We start from the raw sequence: 20,132 nt of genomic DNA on the forward strand, positions 1-20,132 counted from the left end.
GAGTAACCGCCTTGGATTGGCCCACCCTGCTTACCCGCGAACGTCTTGGAAAACCCCTGCACAGCCCGGAAGAACTCGGCCGTAGCCCGTTTCACAAAGACCACGATCGGATTATTTTCTCCGGCGCGTTCCGCCGCCTGGGCCGCAAGACCCAGGTGCACCCGGTGTCCAGTAACGACCATATCCATACACGCCTGACCCACTCCCTGGAAGTCAGCTGCGTCGGCCGCTCCCTTGGTATGCGCGTCGGCGAAACCCTGCGCAGCGCCCTGCCCGACTGGTGTGAGCCAAGCGACCTGGGCATGGTGGTGCAATCGGCTTGCCTGGCCCATGACATCGGCAACCCGCCGTTCGGTCACTCGGGTGAAGATGCCATTCGCCACTGGTTCCAACAGGCGGCCGGACGCGGCTGGCTGGATGACATGAGCACGGCCGAGCGCAATGACTTCCTCAATTTCGAAGGTAACGCCCAAGGTTTCCGGGTGCTCACTCAGCTGGAATACCATCAGTTCGACGGCGGCACACGCCTGACCTACGCCACCCTCGGCACTTACCTGAAGTACCCCTGGACCGCCCGCCACGCGGATTCGTTGGGCTACAAGAAGCACAAGTTCGGCTGTTACCAGAGCGAGTTGCCGATCCTTGAGCAGATCGCCCACAAGCTCGGCTTGCCGCAATTGGAAGAGCAACGCTGGGCGCGGCATCCGCTGGTCTACCTGATGGAGGCGGCCGACGATATCTGCTACGCCTTGATCGACCTCGAAGACGGCCTGGAAATGGAGCTGCTCGACTATGCCGAAGTCGAGTCGCTGCTGCTCGACCTGGTGGGTGACGATTTGCCCCAGACCTACCGGCAACTGGGCCCGCTGGATTCACGTCGGCGCAAGCTGGCGATTTTGCGCGGCAAGGCCATCGAGCACCTGACCAATGCGGCGGCACGCGCCTTTGTCGAGCAGCAGGACGCCTTGCTCGCCGGCACGCTGCCAGGCGACCTGGTGGAACACATGCACGGCCCGGCCAAGCGCTGTGTACTGGACGCCAAGGACATGGCACGCAAGAAAATCTTCCAGGACAAGCGCAAGACCCTGCACGAAATCGGCGCCTACACCACCCTGGAAATCCTGCTGAACGCCTTTTGCGGTGCCGCCCTGGAGCAGCATGGCGGGCGCACGCCGTCGTTCAAGAACCGGCGCATCCTTGACTTGCTGGGTAACAGTGCGCCGAACCCGGCGTGGTCGCTGCACGCTTCGTTTCTGCGCATGATCGACTTTATCGCCGGCATGACCGACAGCTACGCCACCGAAATGGCACGGGAGATGACCGGGCGCTCCAGCCCACAATAAAACGTTGATCTCGCCGCCTGCGTCTCGTACAGACTTTACCTACGACGGGAACAGAGCGGCCTGATCGAATTCGCACATCGGCTCGAGGAATAATCGCGCAGGCTTCTTGCGAACCTGACACACAATTCCTACGTCACGCCCCTCTGACTGAGCCATGTGCCTTCTATGCCCATACCCTGTCTTCGAATCCTATTGGTGGAGGATCATCCCTTTCAGCTCCTGGCCACTCAGTGCCTGCTCAAGAGTTTCGGGTTCGAGCAACTGACCCTTGCGGAAAATGCCGAACAGGCGATCCGCTCGATGTCCTGCGCCGCCCGCCCCTTTGACTTGATGCTGTGCGATCAATGCCTGCCTGACCTGCCTGGGCTGGAACTGGTAGACATTGCCCATCGCGGACACTTCATCACCGGCGCCATCTTATTGAGCAGCCTGCCGGCAACAGAGTTGTCCAACCTGACACTCCAGGCCCTGCAGCGCGGCTTGCCACTGCTGGGTTACTTATTGAAGCCGCTGAATAAAGAGGCGCTGGCCGAATTGATTGCGCCACTGTCCTCGATATAAATGCAGGACTGTAAACACTGTTCACGGGTCAATAATCGCTGCAATACCCTCGTTGAACCCCTGACACCGTTCCAGGGCTGACTGATTCAACTATTGCTTACATCCGACGACGCAAAGCCTTATCGAACGGTAGGTCGTTACCTTTTATTATGTAGGAATTCTCCTGTTTTATATCTACTCCCCCCAACGCTCATCCTCCTGCCTCATCTTCTGAGCTAATGTGCCCGCTTTATTTGCACTTGCATGGAATATGATTATGAACACGGTTTTTATCATTGATGACCATCCGGTTATCCGGCTGGCCATTCGCATGTTGCTGGAACACGAGGGTTATAAAATCGTTGGCGAAACGGACAACGGGTGTGATGCGATACAGATGGTTCGCGAATGCCTGCCCGACCTGATCATTCTGGACATCAGTATTCCCAAACTCGACGGCCTCGAAGTGCTCTGCCGATTCAACGCAATGAACACCTCGATGAAAACCCTGATCCTGACGGCCCAGAGCCCGACGTTGTTTGCCACGCGCTGCATGCGCTCGGGTGCAGACGGCTATGTGTGCAAGGAAGGCGACCTGAGCGAATTGCTGAGCGCCATTCGTGCGGTGCTGTCGGGTTACAACTACTTCCCCAGCCAGGCACTCAGTTCCAATGGCGTCGACAGCAAGGACGCACTGGAACTTGAACTGTTCAAGGCCGTGAATGACCGCGAACTGATGGTGTTGCAACTTTTCGCACAAGGTCGCACGAACAAAGAAATCGCCAAAGGAATGTTTCTAAGTAACAAGACAGTAAGCACTTACAAAAAAAGGCTGATGCAAAAACTTAAAGCCAAGTCCTTGGTAGAACTTATCGAGATGGCAAAACGAAACGCGCTAGTGTGAGAAAGCGGATGCCCAGGCGTATAAAGGACTATCTGATTATATTATTGGCCGGCCTGTGCTTGAGCACGACCGTGCCCGCAGCCCTTCAAATCGGACCGGAACACTTCACCTTATTGAGCCGCGCGGGTACCGTTCAACTCGATACTCAACTGGATAAGGCCCAGCGCCAGTGGCTACTGTACAAACGCGAGCTGGTACTGGGCACCTCGGCCCCCGACTATCCACCCTTCGACCTCACCTCCAGCGGTCGCGACTATGAGGGCCTGACCGCCGATTACGCAGGGCTGCTGGCCAAAGCCATGGCCTTGCCCGTCAAGGTGTTGCGCTATCCGACACGAGACGCTGCGATCCATGCGCTTGAAACCGGGGAGATCGACCTGCTGGGCTCTTCCAACGGCTTTGAGGCTGCCAACCCCAAGCTCATGCTGTCGCAGCCGTATGCGGTGGACCAGCCCGTACTGGTGACCCGCGAAGGTGAAACCCGCAGTTTGAGCGATGGCCTGGCCGGCCTGCGCTTGAGCCTTGTCTATCACTACCTGCCGTTAAGCGAAGTGGAAAAGTTGTACCCGCAGGCGGATATCCGCGCGTTTCCCTCTTATCAGAACGCGCTCAATGCCGTGGCTTTCGATCAGGCGGACGTGTTCCTGGGGGACACTATTTCCACCCATTACATGATCAACAAGGGCTACCTGAAAAACGTCCACATGGCCAACTTCGGCAAGCATGAAGCTTATGGGTTCAGCTTCGCCTTGCGCCACGACCAGGACGTTCTACTGAGCATCGTCGATGCGGTGCTGGCGGCCGTCCCCATTAACGAGCGCGACAGCATCGCCAAGCGTTGGAGCGCCGGCAGCGACATCCTGCTGACCGACAAGAAACTGCAATTGACCCAGCGTGAAGAGCGTTGGCTCAAAGAACACCCGGTGGTCAAAGTCGTGGTCAATGAGACGTTCGCGCCGTTGACGTTCTTCGATGCCGACGGCAACTTTCGCGGTATCACCGCCGACCTGCTGGAACTGATCCGCCTGCGCACCGGCCTGCGTTTTGAAGTCCAGCGCAGCCGCGAACTCAGCACCATGATCGAGCAGCTCACCACGGGTAAAGCCGATGTCATCGGGGCCATCGTCCCCAGCGCAGAACGCGAGACTCAGCTCAGCTTCAGCCGCCCTTACCTGGAAAACTCCTACGTCCTGCTGACCCGCAAGGAGCCCGACGCGGCCGCAAACCTGGAGCAGATGGCAGGCAAGCGCCTGGCAATCACCCTGGGCAACCCGCTGGAGAAAACCTTGGAGGATAACTTCCCACAGATTCGCCTGGTGGAAGTCAGTGATACCTTCAAGGCTTCGGAAATGCTGGCCCAAGGCAGTGTGGACGGCGCGGTGAACTCGTTGGTCATCGCCAACTATTTCCTGGCGTCCCAGGTGTTCCAGGACAAACTGCAGATCAGCGCCAGCATCGGCACACTGCCCGCGACCTTCGCGCTGGCCACGCCACGCGGTGCCGTTGAACTGAGCTCAATCCTGGACAAAGCGCTGCTGAGCATTGCCCCGGACGAAATGGGCGTGATCAACAGCCGCTGGCGCGGTTACACGCCGGCCTCCGACAGTTACTGGCGCAATTACCATCAACTGATTGCGCAAATCATCGTTGGCACCGGGTTGCTGCTGCTGATTTCCCTGACCTGGAACGCCTACATGCGCCGCCAGATCAAGCATCGCAAAATGGCCGAGCGCGCCCTCAATGACCAGTTCGAGTTCATGCGCGCATTGGTCAATGAAACACCGCACCCGATCTACGTACGCGACCGCAAGGGCCTGTTGCAGACCTGCAATGACAGCTACCTGCAAGTGTTCGGGGTCAAACGCGAAGAGGTGATCGGCAAGAGTGTGGTGCAAATGGACATGGCACTGGCCCCTGAGGCCGCGCAGTACCATGCCGACTATCAGCGGGTGGTGGTGGAAGGCACTCCGCTGATCCTCGATCGCACCCTGCACATTCACGGCAAAAAACTCACGATCTACCACTGGATCCTGCCCTATCGCGACTCGGACGGCGAAGTGCAGGGCATCATCGGCGGCTGGATCGATATCAGTGACCGGCGCCAACTGTTCGATGAGTTGCGCACCGCCAAGGAACGCGCCGACGAGGCCAACCGCGCCAAAAGCACCTTCCTCGCCACCATGAGCCATGAAATCCGCACGCCGATGAATGCCGTGATCGGGATGCTCGAGCTGACCCTCAAGCGCGCCGATCAGGGCCATCTCGACCGCCCGGCGATCGAAGTGGCCTACAACTCGGCCAAGGACCTGCTGGAGCTGATCGGCGATATCCTCGACATTGCACGCATCGAATCCGGCCGCCTGAGCCTGGCACCCGAACGCGTGAACCTGCGCGAAGTGATCGAGTCGGTGGTACGCGTCTTCGACGGCCTGGCCCGCCAGAAAACCCTCAGCCTGCTGCTCGAATTCGACACCCACCTCGACAACACCGCCGTGCTGATAGACCCGTTGCGCTTCAAGCAGGTGCTGTCCAATCTGGTCAGCAACGCGATCAAGTTCACCGAGCGTGGGCAGGTGAAGATCAAGGTGCAGGTGCAAGCCACCGAACAGCCCCACGAGGTGCAAATGAAGCTGGTGGTCGAGGACACGGGCATCGGCATCAGCCGAGAGGATCAATTGCGCCTGTTCGAACCCTTTGCCCAGGCGGACAACTCCGGGCACCTGGCCAGGAGTGGAGCGGGCCTGGGGCTGGTGATCTGTCGCAGCCTGTGCGAGATGATGGGCGGGCAACTGAGCCTGAGCAGCGTGCCCATGGTGGGCACTCAAGTACAGGTCAGTCTGAGGATGACCTGCCTCAAGCCCATTGAAGCGCTGGACGAGCTCAAGTCCCAGGCGCCGACAGCCGCGGCGGTGCTCAATGTGCTGGTGGTGGACGACCACCCGGCGAACCGTTTGCTGATGTGCCAGCAATTGGGTTACCTGGGGCACCAGTTCACGGCGGCCCAACATGGCGCCGCCGGGTTTCAGGCCTGGCGCCAGGAGCACTTCGATCTGGTGATTGCCGACTGCAACATGCCCGTGATGAATGGCTATGAGTTGAGCCGTTCGATCCGTGAATACGAGCAGCGAGAGCAACAGGTGCCCTGCGTGATCCTCGGTTTCACCGCCAATGCCCAACCCGAGGAAAAACTTCGTTGTGCGCAAGCGGGCATGAATGACTGCCTGTTCAAGCCCATCAGCCTTACGGCACTGGAGCAGCATCTGGCGCAGATCAAACCGCAATCCGGCGGCCAGCGGCTGGAACTTGAGTGCCTGGACGCACTGACCGGCGGCGACCCGCAATTGAGCCGACGTTTGCTGGCGGAACTGTTGAGCAGCAGCCGTCAGGACCGCGAGGACCTGGTGGCCTTGATGGCCCGCCAAGCGGCGCCCCAGGCCATCATTGAGCAAGCCCACAAGATCAAGGGCGCCGCGCGCATCGTCCAGGCAACTGCATTGGCCGCGCAATGCGAAGCACTGGAACAGGCTTGTGCCCGCAACGAAGCGCGCCCCACGCTGGACGCGGGGGTCAAGGCCCTGGAAAAACTCATGCTGGAGCTGGAGAGGACGCTGCAGGTGCAGCTCCATAAGCTGGGCAGTCAATAACGGCGACTCGCCCTCTCCTGCTGGATCAGCAGTCGGTCAACCGCAGGAAAATCGCCGCCAACTGCTCGATGCCTGCCTGGTCCTGCTCGCTGAAACGGGCCAGCGACGGGCTGTCCAGATCCAGCACACCCACCAGCCGGCCATCCTTGACCAATGGCACCACCAGTTCGCTGTTGGAAGCGCTGTCACAGGCAATATGGCCCGCGAATGCATGCACATCTTCCACCCGCTGGGTTTGGCGCGATGCCGCTGCCGCGCCGCAGACGCCACGCCCGAAGGGGATACGCACGCAAGCGATCTGGCCCTGGAACGGACCAAGCACCAGTTCTTCATTGCGATTGAGGTAGAAGCCCGCCCAGTTCAAGTCGTCCAACTGGTTGAACAGGAACGCCGAGAACTGCGCACTGTTGGCGATAAAGTCACGCTCATCGGCGAGCAGCGATTCCAGCTGCGCGCAGAGCATGGCATAACCGTCCAGGCCGGTGCCGGCCTGTTGTAAATCGATCATGGTTGACGCTCCAACAACTTGAGACCTACCCAGTAACGGGCGAATTGATACGCGCACCGGCCGTTGCGGTTGCCACGCCCGGTGGCCCAGCGCACGGCCAGGATGTCGAGGGCTTCATCACGCTGCCACTGCAAGCCGGCCTTGTTGGCCAGTTCGCCGATCCAGTGTTCGACCACGTCCAGGAAGTGTTCCTGGCTGAACGGGTAGAACGACAGCCACAAACCAAAACGGTCGGACAAGGCAATCTTGTCTTCCACTGCCTCACTGGGGTGCAACTCACCGTCCACGCGCTTCCAATTGTCATTGTCGCTCTGGTTTTCCGGCACCAGGTGACGACGGTTGGAAGTGGCATACAGCAAGACGTTTTCCGGCGCTTGCTCAAGGGAGCCGTCCAGCACGCTCTTGAGTACGCGATAATCACCCTCACCCGCTTCAAAAGACAGGTCGTCACAGAACAGGATGAACCGCTGCGGCAGCTTGAGCAGTTGCTCGACCACGCGCGGCAGGTCAGCCAGGTGGTCGCGCTCGATTTCAATCAGGCGCAAACCGGCCTTGGCATGCTGGGACAGCAAGGCGCGCACCATGGAGGATTTGCCGGTGCCGCGCGAGCCCCACAGCAACGCATGGTTGGCGGGCAGGCCATCAAGAAATTGCTGAGTGTTGCGAGCCAGTTGCTCACGTTGCTTGTCCACGCCGATAAGGTCGGACAGGCGCATGTCCAGGCTCACTTCCAACGGCAGCAAAAAGCCGCTGCGGCCTTCGCGCTGCCAACGGGCGGCGAGGCAATTATTCCAGTCGATGGCTTGACGCGGTGCTGGTAACAGCGGTTCCAGGCGAGCCAGAACCGCATCGGCCCGCTCAAGAAAGGCATTCAATCGAGAGTCCACGATTATTCCTCTGGCAAGTTGTCGCAAAAGATGGCGTATTGGCAACCCTGTGGCAGACCCCACGAGGCTGCGTATAAAACGATTCATACCGACCAAGCGATAGCCTGTGGATGTTCAGCTATGCTTGCCGGGCGAAGGGAAACGTGAAGTGGTTCAACACCCGATGGATATCAAGTTCGCCCACCGCTTGTCTTATAAACAAGCTCGATTGACTGTGCTAGTCGGATTTGTCTTGGGAACGTTGCTCAGCCTGATCCAAATCGGCATTGATTATGTCAGCGAAGACGCCTCGATCAACCGTGAAATACGCTCACTGATCGAAATCAGTCATAACCCTGCTTCACGTATCGCCTACAACATTGACGCCGAACTCGCCCAGGAACTGGCCCTGGGCCTGTTGCACTCGCCGGCCGTCACCCACGCGCAACTGGTCGATAACAATGGCGTGGTGCTGGCCGACGTGAACCGGCCGCGCAAAGAGAGCGCGTACCGGCCCATCAGTGACTTCCTGTTTGGCGCCAACCGCCTGTTTGAAGACCGACTGTTCCTGAGCCACATGCCCAATGACTCCCTCGGCGTGCTGCGCCTGGACGTCGACACCTATGCCTTTGGCAGCCGTTTCCTGCACCGTGCCGAGATTACCCTGCTCAACGGGTTCGCCCGCAGCCTGCTGCTCACAGGCATTCTGCTGGGCCTGTTCTACGTGATGCTGACCCAGCCGCTGGTGCGCATTATCCGTGCGCTGAGCACCAGCAAGCAGGCCCGCCTGGATTGCCCGCCGGGTCACGAAAACGATGAAATCGGCGTGCTGGTGAACGTCGCCAACCAGCAATTCGAAAACATGCAGACCGAAATCCAGCAACGGCGCCATGCCGAGGACCGCCTTACCGAATACCTGGGCCAACTGGAAGATATCGTCTCGGCACGCACCCTTGAGCTCAAGGCCAGCAACCAGCGCTTGAGCCAATCCAACGATGAGCTCGAAGCCGCCAAACTGACCGCCCTGGCCATGGCCCAGGCGCGCGCCGCGTTCCTGGCCAATATGAGCCATGAGATCCGCACGCCGCTCAATGGTTTGCTGGGCATGATCGCGCTGTCGCTGGACAGCCCGCTGAACGCCGAACAACGCCAGCAACTGTCCATCGCCCACGATTCGGGCAAGGTGCTGGTGGAACTGCTCAACGACATCCTCGACCTGTCGAAATTCGACGCCGGCCAGTTGGAGCTCGAACGCATCCCGTTCGACCTCGGCTCATTGGTGGAGGACACCGCCAACCTGCTGTCGCAGAACGCGGCGCCGAGTGTCGAGTTGACCTGCCTGATCGACCCGCTGTTTGCGGCGCAGGTGATTGGCGACCCGACACGGGTACGGCAAATCGTCAGCAACCTGCTGTCCAATGCCTTGAAGTTCACCCGCTTCGGCCGCGTCGACGTGCGCCTCAGTGCCGAGAATGGCCGGGTAAAAATCGAAGTCTGTGACACCGGCATCGGCATTGTCCAGGAAGCGCAGGTGAAGATATTCCAGCCGTTTACCCAGGCAGGTGCGGGTATCACGCGCCAGTTCGGCGGCACCGGGCTGGGGCTGGCGTTGACGCATAACCTGTGTGAAGCGATGAAGGGCCGCTTGAGCATCAGCTCGGAAGTCGGCTTCGGCAGCCAGTTCTGCGCCGACCTGCCGCTGCCCACACATTTACCGGCCGCACGCCAAGCGCCACTCGCGGGCGAAGTCATCGCCATCACCAACGCCGGCAGCGGCCTGGCGGAATTGCTCGGCACCTTGCTGCCGGCTTGGGGGTTGGCGCTGCGCTGCTATTCCCAGGACGATGACTTGACCGGGCTGCTCCCCGACCTGCTGATCACCGATTGCCCGGAGTGCCTGTTCCGCCTGCGCCCAGGTATCAGCGCACCGATTCTGCTGGTGACCGCCTACGGCAACTTCATGCCCAGCGAAGAAGTCGCGGCCCTGATGCCGCTGCAGCAACAGGCACGCCCGCTGAGTCGCAATGCGCTGTACCAGATTCTGCAACGCAACCTGCGCAGCGAGGCGCAACTGATCCTCGACCCTGTCCAGATGGAGGCCGCGCCCCAGGCGCATCGCGCGCGCATCCTGCTGGTGGAGGACAACCCGGTCAATCAACTGGTGGCCAAGGGCATGCTCAGCAAGCTCGGCTGCGAAGTGATCGTGGCGGCCCATGGCGGCGAAGCGCTCAAATTGCTGGAAGAACAGCGCTTCGACATGGTGTTGATGGACTGCAATATGCCGGTGATGGACGGCTACGAGGCCAGTCGGCAGATTCGTCGCAGCGGGCGCTGGCCGGAACTGCCTATCGTCGCCTTGACCGCCAACGCCCTGGCGGAGGAGCGCGAGCGCTGCCGGGCGGCGGGAATGGATGACTACCTGGCCAAACCGTTTCGCCGCGAAGAGCTCAAGGCCCTGCTGGACCTGTGGGTGCGGAACTCGACAAGCCTTTGATCTGCGCCAGCAACTCGTCCAGCCCCTTGCGCAACACGTCGGCCTGGTTCAGGTCGACGCCGCTGTCGCACAGCAGCCGGGTTTTCAAGGCATGGGCCTGGTCGCGCAACTGCACGCCCGCGGGGCTCAGGCTCAGATGCACCTCGCGCTCATCCAGCGCGCTGCGCCGACGCTGCACCAACGCCAACTGTTCCAGGCGCTTGAGCAACGGCGTCAGCGTGCCCGAGTCGAGCATCAGGCGCTCGCCCAGGGCTTTGACTGTGGGTTGCGCCGGGGCGGCGGCGTGCCACTCCCACAACACCAGCATTGCCACATATTGCGGGTAGGTCAGGCCCAACGGGTCGAGCATCGGCTTGTACGCCCGCGTTACCGCGCGGGACGCGGCATAGAGCTTGAAGCACAGCTGGTCGTCCAGGGCCAGGGACACACGGGGCACGTCGGTCATTTGAGCAGGGCTTCGATCTCTTGGGTCAGGGCTTCGGGCTTGGTGGTCGGGGCAAAACGCTTAACCAACTTGCCATCACGGCCGATCAGGAACTTGGTGAAGTTCCACTTGATGCGTTGGGAGCCCAGCAGCCCCGGCGCTTGTTTTTTCAGTTGCACGAACAGGGGGTGGGCGTCGCTGCCATTCACGTCGATCTTCTTGAACAGCGGGAAGCTGACGCCGAAGTTCAGCTCGCAGAACTCGGAAATCGCCCCTTCGTTGCCAGGTTCCTGTTTGCCGAACTGATTGCAGGGAAAGCCCAGCACCACCAGGCCTTGATCCTTGTACTGCTGCCAAACCTGCTCCAGGCCCTTGTACTGCGGGGTGAAGCCACATTTGCTGGCGGTGTTGACCACCAAAATGGCCTTGCCGGCAAAATCGGCCAAGGTCTTTTGCTCACCCTTGATGGTGGTGCACGGGATGCTCAGCAGGTTGTCGCTCATGGCAGCGCCTCGAATACGGGGAAAGAACTGCAAAGATAGTAGGCAATTCAATTGTGTGCAATTTAATTGACCGCAGTGATGCTTTTACATAGATCGTTCCCACGCTCTGCGTGGGAATGCAGCCCCGAACGCTCTGCGTTCGCTTCTAAAGTCGTGATGCGGAGCGTCACAGGAGGCATTGCCACGCGGAGCGCGGGAACGATCAGTCAGCTTGGAACGAGGTCCAGGCACACCGAGTTGATGCAGTAACGCAGGCCGGTGGGCGGCGGGCCGTCCGGGAACACATGCCCCAGGTGCGCGTCGCACTTGGCGCAGGTGACTTCGGTGCGGATCATGCCGTGGCTGACGTCACGGATCTCGATCATCGCGCTGTCGGCAATCGGTGCGTAGAAGCTCGGCCAGCCGCAGCCGGAATCGAACTTGGTGGTGGAATCGAACAGCGGCTCATTGCAGCAAATGCAGTGGTACACGCCATCGGTCTTGGTGGCATTGTATTTGCCGCTGAAAGGTCGCTCGGTGCCTTTGAGACGGCACACGTTGTACTGCTCCGGATCAAGCATCGCCTTCCATTCATCAACGGTTTTCTGCAACTTATCCATCGGTACACCTCGGCAACTGAAAAACCCTGATCTGTGTCTTTTCCATGGATCAGGCGGCACGTATGATTGCGCCTCTTCAAAACGCCAGTCTGGCACCCGCGCTACCGGCATTCAAACGTATTTATGGGTGCGGGCCCCGCAGGTTTCGCAGTACGGTAGTGTCCACGCCGTCTGGATCGTTCATTTTCAGGATCACATCGCCATGCAGGTCAGCAAATCGAACAAGCTCGCCAACGTCTGCTACGACATTCGCGGCCCAGTGCTCAAGCACGCCAAACGCCTGGAAGAGGAAGGCCATCGCATCCTCAAGCTGAACATTGGCAACCCGGCGCCCTTTGGTTTCGAAGCGCCGGACGAAATCCTCCAGGACGTGATCCGCAACCTGCCGACCGCCCAGGGCTACAGCGACTCCAAAGGCCTGTTCAGCGCCCGTAAAGCCGTGATGCAGTACTACCAGCAAAAGCAGGTGGAAGGTGTCGGCATCGAAGACATCTACCTGGGCAACGGCGTGTCCGAGCTGATCGTGATGTCCATGCAGGCCTTGCTCAACAATGGCGATGAAGTGCTGGTGCCGGCGCCCGACTACCCGCTGTGGACCGCCGCCGTGACCCTGGCCGGCGGCCACCCGGTGCACTACCTGTGCGATGAAGGCGCGGACTGGTTCCCGGACCTGGCCGACATCAAGGCCAAGATCACCCCGAATACCAAGGCCCTGGTGATCATCAACCCGAACAACCCCACCGGCGCGGTCTATTCCAAAGAAGTGTTGCTGGGCATGCTCGAACTGGCGCGCCAGCACAATCTGGTGGTGTTCTCCGACGAGATCTACGACAAGATCCTCTACGACGACGCCGTGCACATCTGCACCGGCTCCCTCGCGCCGGACCTGCTGTGCCTGACCTTCAACGGCCTGTCCAAGTCCTATCGGGTGGCGGGTTTCCGTTCCGGCTGGATCGCCATCTCGGGCCCCAAGCACAATGCCCAGAGCTACATCGAAGGCATCGACATGCTGGCCAATATGCGCCTGTGCGCCAACGTGCCGAGCCAGCATGCGATCCAGACCGCCCTCGGCGGCTACCAGAGCATCAACGACCTGATCTTGCCCCAGGGCCGTCTATTGGAACAACGCAACCGCACCTGGGAACTGCTCAACGCGATCCCGGGCGTCAGCTGCGTGAAACCCATGGGCGCGCTGTATGCCTTCCCGCGCATCGACCCGAAAGTCTGCCCGATTCTCAACGACGAGAAATTCGTGCTCGACCTGCTGCTGTCGGAAAAGCTGCTGGTGGTGCAGGGAACGGCGTTCAACTGGCCGTGGCCGGATCACTTCCGCGTGGTGACTTTGCCGCGCGTGGATGACCTGGACATGGCCATTGGTCGCATCGGCAACTTCCTCAAGTCCTATCGCCAGTAATGTAAAAGTCGCTGTACGACCGCCATTCGGTCGTACAGCGAGTATCTGGCAACACTTCTCTAGCCTGCCTCCCCTCCTCGCTTGCCACTGCACCCCACGCACCGGTCAGCCCCTTGTAATTACAGGGCGCCAAGGCATGAGCGTGGTGATCAGCGGTCACTTTTCAGGTCAGAATTTCCCTTCAAGGCTCTACATTGATGCTGTAGGACACAGTTTGAAATAGTCGCTCGGTTGAATCACCCCAGGCCGCACCTTATATACCCCGCAGTACGCGACATATTAAGCATGAGGAGAACTCTACAACCATGATGCGCATCCTGCTGTTCTTGGCCACTAACCTGGCGGTCGTGCTGATTGCCAGCATCACCCTGAGCCTTTTCGGCTTCAACGGGTTCATGGCGGCCAACGGGGTTGATCTGAACCTCAATCAGCTGCTGGTTTTCTGTGCGGTCTTTGGTTTTGCCGGCTCGCTGTTTTCGCTGTTCATCTCCAAATGGATGGCGAAGATGAGCACCAGCACCCAGGTCATCACCCAGCCACGCACCCGGCATGAGCAATGGTTGCTGCAAACCGTTGAGCAACTGTCCCGCGAGGCCGGCATCAAGATGCCTGAGGTCGGGATCTTCCCCGCCTATGAAGCCAACGCCTTCGCCACCGGCTGGAACAAGAACGACGCGCTCGTTGCGGTGAGCCAGGGCATGCTCGAACGCTTCTCCTACGACGAAGTGAAGGCCGTGCTGGCCCACGAGATCGGCCATGTGGCCAATGGCGACATGGTCACCCTGGCGCTGGTACAAGGCGTGGTGAACACCTTTGTGATGTTCTTCGCACGGATCATCGGCAACTTTGTCGACAAGGTGATCTTCAAGAACGAAGAAGGCCGTGGCATCGCCTACTTCGTGGCGACTATCTTTGCCGAAGTGGTACTGGGCTTCCTGGCCAGCGCGATCACCATGTGGTTCTCGCGCAGACGCGAATTCCGCGCAGACGAAGCCGGTGCCCGCCTGGCCGGCACCGGGGCGATGATCGCAGCGCTGCAACACTTGCGCTCGGAACAAGGCCTGCCGGTGCACATGCCCGACAGCCTGACCGCATTTGGCATCAACGGTGGCATCAAGCAAGGCTTTGCCCGCTTCTTCATGAGCCACCCGCCGCTGGAGGAGCGTATCGATGCGCTGCGTCGCCGGGGCTGATAGCTCAGCGATGATGGCTTTGCAGTGACGGCTTTGCAGTGACACAAAAAGGGGCGACTTGGTCGCCCCTTTTTTGTGGGTGCTGATAACGCCATCGCGGGCAAGCCCGGCTCCCACAGTGAACGCATTCCAATGTGGGAGCCGGGCTTGTCCGCGATGGCGATGGCTGGGTCAACGCATAGTCAGCTGATACACACGCTCATCAAGCCGCGTGACGCCATCCTGCATAGCCTTCCAGCTCTCACTCAGGATGTCTCGCTCCTCCAATATCTCCAAGCTCCAACGCAAACCCAGCAACACCCTGACTTCTTCGTCAGTCACCGCAAACGGCGGCCCAGCCTTCTGCGTCTGATCATAATCCAGGGTAATCAGCAGCCCCTTGCAGCCAGGGCGCACAAGCGTATTCAAATGCTCAGCGTATTGCGCCCGCATCAGCGGCGGCAAAGCGATCAACGCCGCGCGGTCATAGAGTGCAGTGCAATCGGTCACTGCCTCGGCGTCAATGGCGAGGAAGTCGCCGCACCACACCTCGATCAAGCCGGATACATACACCTTGAACGCGCCTTGCTGGCGGATATGCGGCGTCAACGCTTGCTCATTGAAGAAGGCTTCAACCGCCTGCTCCGACAGTTCCACGCCCATTACGCGATACCCAAGGCTTTCGAGCCAGATCAAATCCAGGCTCTTGCCACACAACGGCACCAGCACTTTTGCGCCGTCCGGCAGTGCCAGTTTCGGCCAATGCCGTTGCAGGTAAGGGTTGACGTCGGGCTGGTGAAAGCCAATCTGATTGCGCGCCCAGCGCTCTTGCCAAAACTTAGGTTGCATAAATCACCCTGAAAATTCGATCAAAAGGCGCTAAAACTTATATTAGATTTAGATCAATGATCTGATTGAAGATGGGCCTATGTTAACCCTCAGGACCCGACTTATGCTCCCCAGCCTGTTTATCTCCCACGGCTCGCCCATGCTCGCCCTGCAACCCGGCGCCAGTGGCCCTGCGCTGCGCCGTCTGGCGGCTGAACTGCCACGGCCAAAAGCGATTGTGGTGGTATCGGCGCATTGGGAAAGCCACGAATTACTCGTCACGGGCAGCGCCGCCCCGGAAACCTGGCACGACTTCGGCGGCTTCCCTGCCGAACTGTTTGCCGTGCAGTACCCGGCACCGGGCAACCCGCAGCTGGCCGCGCAGATCGTCGAGCTGTTGCAAGCCGATGGCCTGGATGCGCAACTCGATGCACGTCGCCCCTTCGACCACGGCACCTGGGTACCGCTGTCACTGATGTACCCGGCGGCGGATATTCCGGTGGTGCAGGTGTCCTTGCCCAGCCGCATGGGCCCGGCACTGCAAACCCGAGTCGGGCATGCCCTGGCGAGCCTGGGTGAACAGGGTGTGCTGTTGATCGGCTCCGGCAGCATCACCCATAACCTGGGTGAGCTGAACTGGCGCGCCGGACCCGAGAGCATCGAGCCCTGGGCACGGGATTTTCGCGATTGGATGGTGGATAAACTTGCCGCCAACGATGAAGCGGCCCTGCACGACTATCGCCGCCAGGCGCCACACGCCGTGCGCAGCCATCCCAGCGATGAACACTTGTTGCCGTTGTACTTTGCACGGGGCGCCGGAGGGGATTTCAGTGTGGCGCATCAGGGGTTCACCTTGGGCGCGCTGGGTATGGACATCTATCGTTTCGGGTAAGACAGGACGCGGAGCGTCCGGGGCGGCATTCCCACGCAGAGCGTGGGAACGATCAGGCAAAAAAAATCCCCGAACCAGTCGGGGATTTTTTATGTGCGATCAATCAGCCCAAGGGCAGATCAATCTTCGCGGTAGCGACGCAGCTTCAACTGCTTACCGGCAACGCGAGTGTCTTTGAGCTTGGCCAGCAGTTTTTCCAGACCGTCTTCCGGCAGCTCCACCAGGGAGAAGCTGTCACGCACCTGGATGCGACCGATGGCTTCACGTGCCAGGCCACCCTCATTGAGGATAGCGCCCAGCAGGTTCTTGGCGGCGATACCGTCACGCGCGCCCAGCGCGGTACGGCAACGAGCACGGCCTTCGGCCAATGGAACCGGAGCGCGACGCTCACGATCACCACGGTCCGGACGGTCGCCAGTACGCTCTGGACGATCACCGCGTGGCGCGTTGTTCGGTACCAGCGGGCGTTCTTTCTCGATCGCTGCCAGGGTCAGGGCCTGACCGTTGGTGGCTTTGCGCAGCAGAGCTGCAGCCAGGGCACGTGGGGTGCAACCGATATCGGCAGTCAGGCGGTCCAGCAGGTCGCCGTGGGTCGATTCAGCGTCAGCCACCAGCGGCGACAGGCTGTTGGTCAGTTTCTTGATGCGCGCATCGAGAACGGCCTGGGCATCCGGCAGGCGGACTTCGGCAACTTTCTGACCGGTGACACGCTCGATCACTTGCAGCATGCGGCGCTCACGTGGAGTCACCAGCAACAATGCACGACCTTCGCGACCCGCACGGCCGGTACGGCCGATACGGTGAACGTAGGACTCTGGATCGTAAGGCATGTCAACGTTGAACACGTGGGTGATACGTGGAACGTCGAGGCCACGGGCGGCAACGTCGGTCGCCACAACGATGTCCAGACGGCCATCCTTGAGGGAGTCGATCACACGCTCACGCTGGTTCTGGGCAATGTCACCGTTCAGCGCAGCGGCTTTGTAGCCTTTGGCTTCCAGGGCGCTGGCCAGGTCCAGGGTCGCTTGCTTGGTGCGCACGAACATGATCAGGGCGTCGAAGTCTTCGACTTCCAGCAGGCTCAATACAGCCGAGGTCTTCTGGTCAGCGTGAACCAACAGGTGAGCCTGTTCGATCGCGGTAACGGTCTGAGTCTTGGTCTGGATCTTCACGTGTTGCGGATCGCGCAGGTGGCGTTCGGCAATGGCACGGATCGACTGTGGCAGGGTGGCCGAGAACAGTACGGTCTGACGGGTCGGTGGCAGCGCTTTAAAGATGACTTCCAGGTCATCCATGAAGCCCAGCTTCAACATTTCGTCAGCTTCGTCCAGAACCAGGTGGTTCACGGTCGACAGCACTTTCTCGTCACGACGCAGGTGGTCGCACAGACGGCCCGGGGTGGCGACAACGATCTGTGCGCCGTTACGGATTGCTTTGAGTTGTGGGCCCATAGGCGCGCCGCCGTAAACGGCCACAACGGTTACGCCTGGCATTTGCTTGGCGTAGGTTTCAAAAGCGGTTGCTACTTGCAGCGCCAACTCACGGGTTGGCGCCAGGATCAGGGCTTGCGGCTCGCGCTTGGCAGGATCGATGCAGTGCAGGATAGGCAGGGCGAACGCGGCGGTTTTACCGGTACCGGTTTGCGCCTGGCCAATCATGTCTTGGCCGGCCATGATGATCGGGATCGATTGCTGCTGAATAGCCGAAGGTTCTTCGTAGCCGGTCGCAATGACGGCAGCAAGAATGTTCGGGTTAAGATTAAAAGCGGCGAAGCCGCCGGTTTCCTGGGTCATGGGTCTGCCTCTAAGTGCATCCGCAAAGACCCATGCTCCAAAGCTGCGCATGCCGTGTTGAGACTCAAGAGTCGCCCTGGCTGCTTTGTCGGCGGGGATTTGCGAAAACGAATGAATGAAAAAGATTCGTCAAGGGAGAGTCCGCTGTGCGGACGTGCAGCCGAAGCTGACTTCGGGGAATTGCGCTACCTAAACGCGGCCCGGTTAAAGGCCGGCGCGCACTATACCGGAAATAGCTGAAAAAGGGAGCTTTTTTTATCCGAAAGTGCCGATATACCGCGCTGCGTCACAGTCTTTGCGCATACCCGCGCCAAGGTCTATTTTTCAAAGGCCCGGCCCTGTTGGTCACAACATTTAAACGGTTCACCTGTGCATCAAGACCCATTGGTCTAAAACCCTACCCAAGCCCCCGAGGCCACCCCCGATGAATCAAGCCAGCAGCAGTCGCGTCAGCCGTGAATTAAAGGGTCATGTCCTGCTGTTGGGGCTGGATCGAGTGGCCAAGCGCAATGCCTTTGACCTGGACCTGCTCAATGAGCTGAGCCTGGCCTATGGCGAATTTGATCGAAACGACGACGCTCGGGTCGCGGTGGTATTTGCCCACGGCGAGCATTTTACCGCCGGGCTGGACCTGGCCAATGTCAGTGGCGTGATGTCGGGAGGCTGGCAACCACCGTTGGGCGGCTGCGATCCGTGGGGCGTGTTTGCCGGCCCCCGCGTCAATAAACCGGTGATCGTCGCGGCCCAGGGTTACTGCCTGACCATCGGTATCGAGTTGATGCTGGCGGCGGATATCAACCTCTGTGCCAGCAACACGCGCTTTGCACAGATGGAAGTGCAGCGCGGGATCTTCCCGTTCGGCGGCGCGACCCTGCGTTTTCATCAGATTGCCGGCTGGGGCAACGCCATGCGCTGGCTGCTGACCGGCGATGAATTCGACGCCCATGAGGCGCTGCGGCTGGGGCTGGTGCAGGAAGTGATGGCCAGTGAAGACCTGCTGCCGCGCGCCATCGAGCTGGCCAGCCGCATTGCCCGCCAGGCGCCGTTAGGGGTGCAGGCGACATTGATGTCGGCACGTCAGGCGCGCATGGAAGGCGAAACCGTTGCGGCGGCAGGGTTGCAGGGGGTGGTGGAGAAGCTGCTCAACAGCGAGGATGCCAAGGAAGGTGTGCGGGCCATGATCGAGAAGCGGCCGGGGGTGTTCAAGGGGATTTGAATACCCTGGAATCGCTGTCTACAGGAGTGGCCTCTTCGCGAGCAAGCCCGCTCCCACATTTTTACGCGTACATCCTTTGGAATGCAGTCGAATGTGGGAGCGGGCTTGCTCGCGAAGAGGCCGGTACAGGCAACTAAGTCGCCGGCCGAATCGCCTTGATCAACGCCTGCAACGAGTACCCCAGCCGCGGCGCCAACGCCTCGGCGCGCGCCGTGAGGGCACCCAGATCAAGCTCTTGATCCAGCTCCGAAGGCACCAGCAAAATCACATTGCCCTCCTTCACCGGCAGTTCCCAGTAATGCCGGTGATACAACCCGCGCAACAACGCCGCGCCCAATGGTTTACCGTCATCGGTCGCCCACTGGTTGATCACCAGCCAGCCGCCGGGGTTGAGCTTTTTCTGGCAGTTTTCCAGGAAGGTCCAGGCCAGGTGCCCGACGCCCGGGCCGACATCGGTGTACAGGTCGACAAAGATCAGGTCGGCCGACTCGGCGGTATCGAGCAATTGCAGCGCGTCACCAATGCGGATGTACAAGCGCGGGTCGTCATCCAGCCCCAGGTACTCGATGGCCAGGCGCGGCACATCCGGGCGCAGTTCAATGGCCTCGACGTCTTCCAGCGGCAGAAACTTGAGGCACGCCTGGGTCAGCGTGCCGGCGCCCAGGCCGAGGAACAGCGCGCTCTCCGGTTGCTCATGGCACAACGCGCCAATCAACATCGCACGGGTGTAGTCATACTCCAGCCAGCTCGGGTCGGCGGTAAACACGCAGCTTTGCTCGATGGCATCGCCAAACTCGAGAAAACGGTAATCGGCCACTTCGAGCACACGGATCATGCCGAAATCATCATGGACTTCGGCCAGCAGGCGCTCGACACGCTCCTCGCTCATCACTACTCCTAAAGGGTTTACCGCACGGCAAAGGCGCGATTGTCGGCCAAGCGGCGGCAACAGGTCACGCACTAATTGCTGCTAACATTGGCGCCCGACCGTC

Annotated in this window: 17 protein-coding genes; 9 read left to right on the top strand and 8 right to left on the bottom strand. The window is 60.1% G+C overall.

The window, feature by feature from the left end:
* The first annotated feature begins 11 nt into the window (after positions 1-11).
* From BLV67_RS07885 to BLV67_RS07900, 4 genes are all read left to right on the top strand, one after another.
* Positions 12-1,343 (top strand): deoxyguanosinetriphosphate triphosphohydrolase, encoded by a 1,332-nt coding sequence (locus BLV67_RS07885; protein WP_065912406.1) that lies wholly within the window; start codon positions 12-14, stop codon positions 1,341-1,343.
* Between the two features lie 165 nt (positions 1,344-1,508).
* The gene (locus BLV67_RS07890; RefSeq protein WP_065912404.1) at positions 1,509-1,904 is read left to right on the top strand and encodes a response regulator; all 396 of its coding nucleotides are present in this window, start codon (positions 1,509-1,511) and stop codon (positions 1,902-1,904) included.
* Positions 1,905-2,160: 256 nt separating this feature from the next.
* Positions 2,161-2,787, top strand: a complete 627-nt coding sequence (locus BLV67_RS07895) for a response regulator transcription factor (protein ID WP_069788708.1) — start codon at positions 2,161-2,163, stop codon at positions 2,785-2,787.
* A gap of 8 nt (positions 2,788-2,795) precedes the next feature.
* Complete coding sequence (locus BLV67_RS07900) at positions 2,796-6,431, top strand: transporter substrate-binding domain-containing protein (protein ID WP_069788707.1); 3,636 nt, start codon at positions 2,796-2,798, stop codon at positions 6,429-6,431.
* 25 nt (positions 6,432-6,456) lie between these two features.
* Here BLV67_RS07900 and BLV67_RS07905 read toward each other — a convergent pair whose 3' ends face one another.
* Positions 6,457-6,939, bottom strand: coding sequence for a GAF domain-containing protein (locus BLV67_RS07905; protein WP_065912401.1), 483 nt, complete (start codon positions 6,937-6,939; stop codon positions 6,457-6,459).
* Positions 6,936-7,826, bottom strand: a complete 891-nt coding sequence (locus BLV67_RS07910) for an ATP-binding protein (protein ID WP_069788706.1) — start codon at positions 7,824-7,826, stop codon at positions 6,936-6,938. Before BLV67_RS07910 ends, BLV67_RS07905 begins: the two co-directional genes overlap by 4 nt.
* A gap of 163 nt (positions 7,827-7,989) precedes the next feature.
* Here BLV67_RS07910 and BLV67_RS07915 point away from each other — a divergent pair, with 163 nt between their 5' ends.
* A complete protein-coding gene (locus BLV67_RS07915) occupies positions 7,990-10,299 on the top strand; it encodes a hybrid sensor histidine kinase/response regulator (RefSeq protein WP_069788705.1) in 2,310 nt (769 codons plus the stop codon).
* Here the strand turns inward: BLV67_RS07915 and BLV67_RS07920 are convergent.
* The 3 genes from BLV67_RS07920 to msrB all read right to left on the bottom strand — a co-directional run bounded on the left by BLV67_RS07920 (position 10,253) and on the right by msrB (position 11,825).
* Entirely contained in the window at positions 10,253-10,744 is a 492-nt protein-coding gene (locus tag BLV67_RS07920) for a MarR family winged helix-turn-helix transcriptional regulator (protein ID WP_065912393.1), read from the bottom strand. The two genes, BLV67_RS07915 and BLV67_RS07920, sit on opposite strands and share 47 nt — an antisense overlap.
* Positions 10,741-11,226: a glutathione peroxidase gene (locus BLV67_RS07925; protein WP_065912391.1), complete on the bottom strand. Its 486-nt coding sequence runs from the start codon at positions 11,224-11,226 to the stop codon at positions 10,741-10,743. The genes BLV67_RS07920 and BLV67_RS07925 overlap by 4 nt, the downstream gene beginning before the upstream one ends.
* Positions 11,227-11,432: 206 nt before the next feature.
* Complete coding sequence (gene msrB, locus BLV67_RS07930) at positions 11,433-11,825, bottom strand: peptide-methionine (R)-S-oxide reductase MsrB (RefSeq protein ID WP_069788704.1); 393 nt, start codon at positions 11,823-11,825, stop codon at positions 11,433-11,435.
* Positions 11,826-12,027: 202 nt separating this feature from the next.
* Here msrB and BLV67_RS07935 point away from each other — a divergent pair, with 202 nt between their 5' ends.
* Positions 12,028-13,239: a pyridoxal phosphate-dependent aminotransferase gene (locus tag BLV67_RS07935; RefSeq protein WP_012723006.1), complete on the top strand. Its 1,212-nt coding sequence runs from the start codon at positions 12,028-12,030 to the stop codon at positions 13,237-13,239.
* 305 nt (positions 13,240-13,544) lie between these two features.
* The gene (gene htpX / locus BLV67_RS07940) at positions 13,545-14,432 is read left to right on the top strand and encodes a protease HtpX (protein WP_056857171.1); all 888 of its coding nucleotides are present in this window, start codon (positions 13,545-13,547) and stop codon (positions 14,430-14,432) included.
* Positions 14,433-14,603: 171 nt separating this feature from the next.
* Here the strand turns inward: htpX and BLV67_RS07945 are convergent, their stop codons facing one another.
* Entirely contained in the window at positions 14,604-15,260 is a 657-nt protein-coding gene (locus BLV67_RS07945) for a thiopurine S-methyltransferase (protein ID WP_069788703.1), read from the bottom strand.
* Positions 15,261-15,363: 103 nt separating this feature from the next.
* Here BLV67_RS07945 and BLV67_RS07950 point away from each other — a divergent pair, with 103 nt between their 5' ends.
* On the top strand, positions 15,364-16,131 hold the full coding sequence (locus BLV67_RS07950; protein WP_069788702.1) for a DODA-type extradiol aromatic ring-opening family dioxygenase: 768 nt from the start codon (positions 15,364-15,366) through the stop codon (positions 16,129-16,131).
* Between the two features lie 119 nt (positions 16,132-16,250).
* On the opposite strand, the gene BLV67_RS07955 is transcribed toward BLV67_RS07950, so the two are convergent.
* Complete coding sequence (locus BLV67_RS07955; protein WP_017136163.1) at positions 16,251-17,924, bottom strand: DEAD/DEAH box helicase; 1,674 nt, start codon at positions 17,922-17,924, stop codon at positions 16,251-16,253.
* Between the two features lie 424 nt (positions 17,925-18,348).
* Here BLV67_RS07955 and BLV67_RS07960 point away from each other — a divergent pair, with 424 nt between their 5' ends.
* The gene (locus tag BLV67_RS07960; protein ID WP_069788701.1) at positions 18,349-19,140 is read left to right on the top strand and encodes a crotonase/enoyl-CoA hydratase family protein; all 792 of its coding nucleotides are present in this window, start codon (positions 18,349-18,351) and stop codon (positions 19,138-19,140) included.
* 133 nt (positions 19,141-19,273) lie between these two features.
* On the opposite strand, the gene BLV67_RS07965 is transcribed toward BLV67_RS07960, so the two are convergent.
* A complete protein-coding gene (locus BLV67_RS07965) occupies positions 19,274-20,029 on the bottom strand; it encodes a spermidine synthase (protein ID WP_069788700.1) in 756 nt (251 codons plus the stop codon).
* Between the last annotated feature and the right edge of the window lie 103 nt (positions 20,030-20,132).

The organism is Pseudomonas salomonii (assembly GCF_900107155.1).
In the GTDB taxonomy this organism is placed as follows: domain Bacteria; phylum Pseudomonadota; class Gammaproteobacteria; order Pseudomonadales; family Pseudomonadaceae; genus Aquipseudomonas; species Aquipseudomonas salomonii.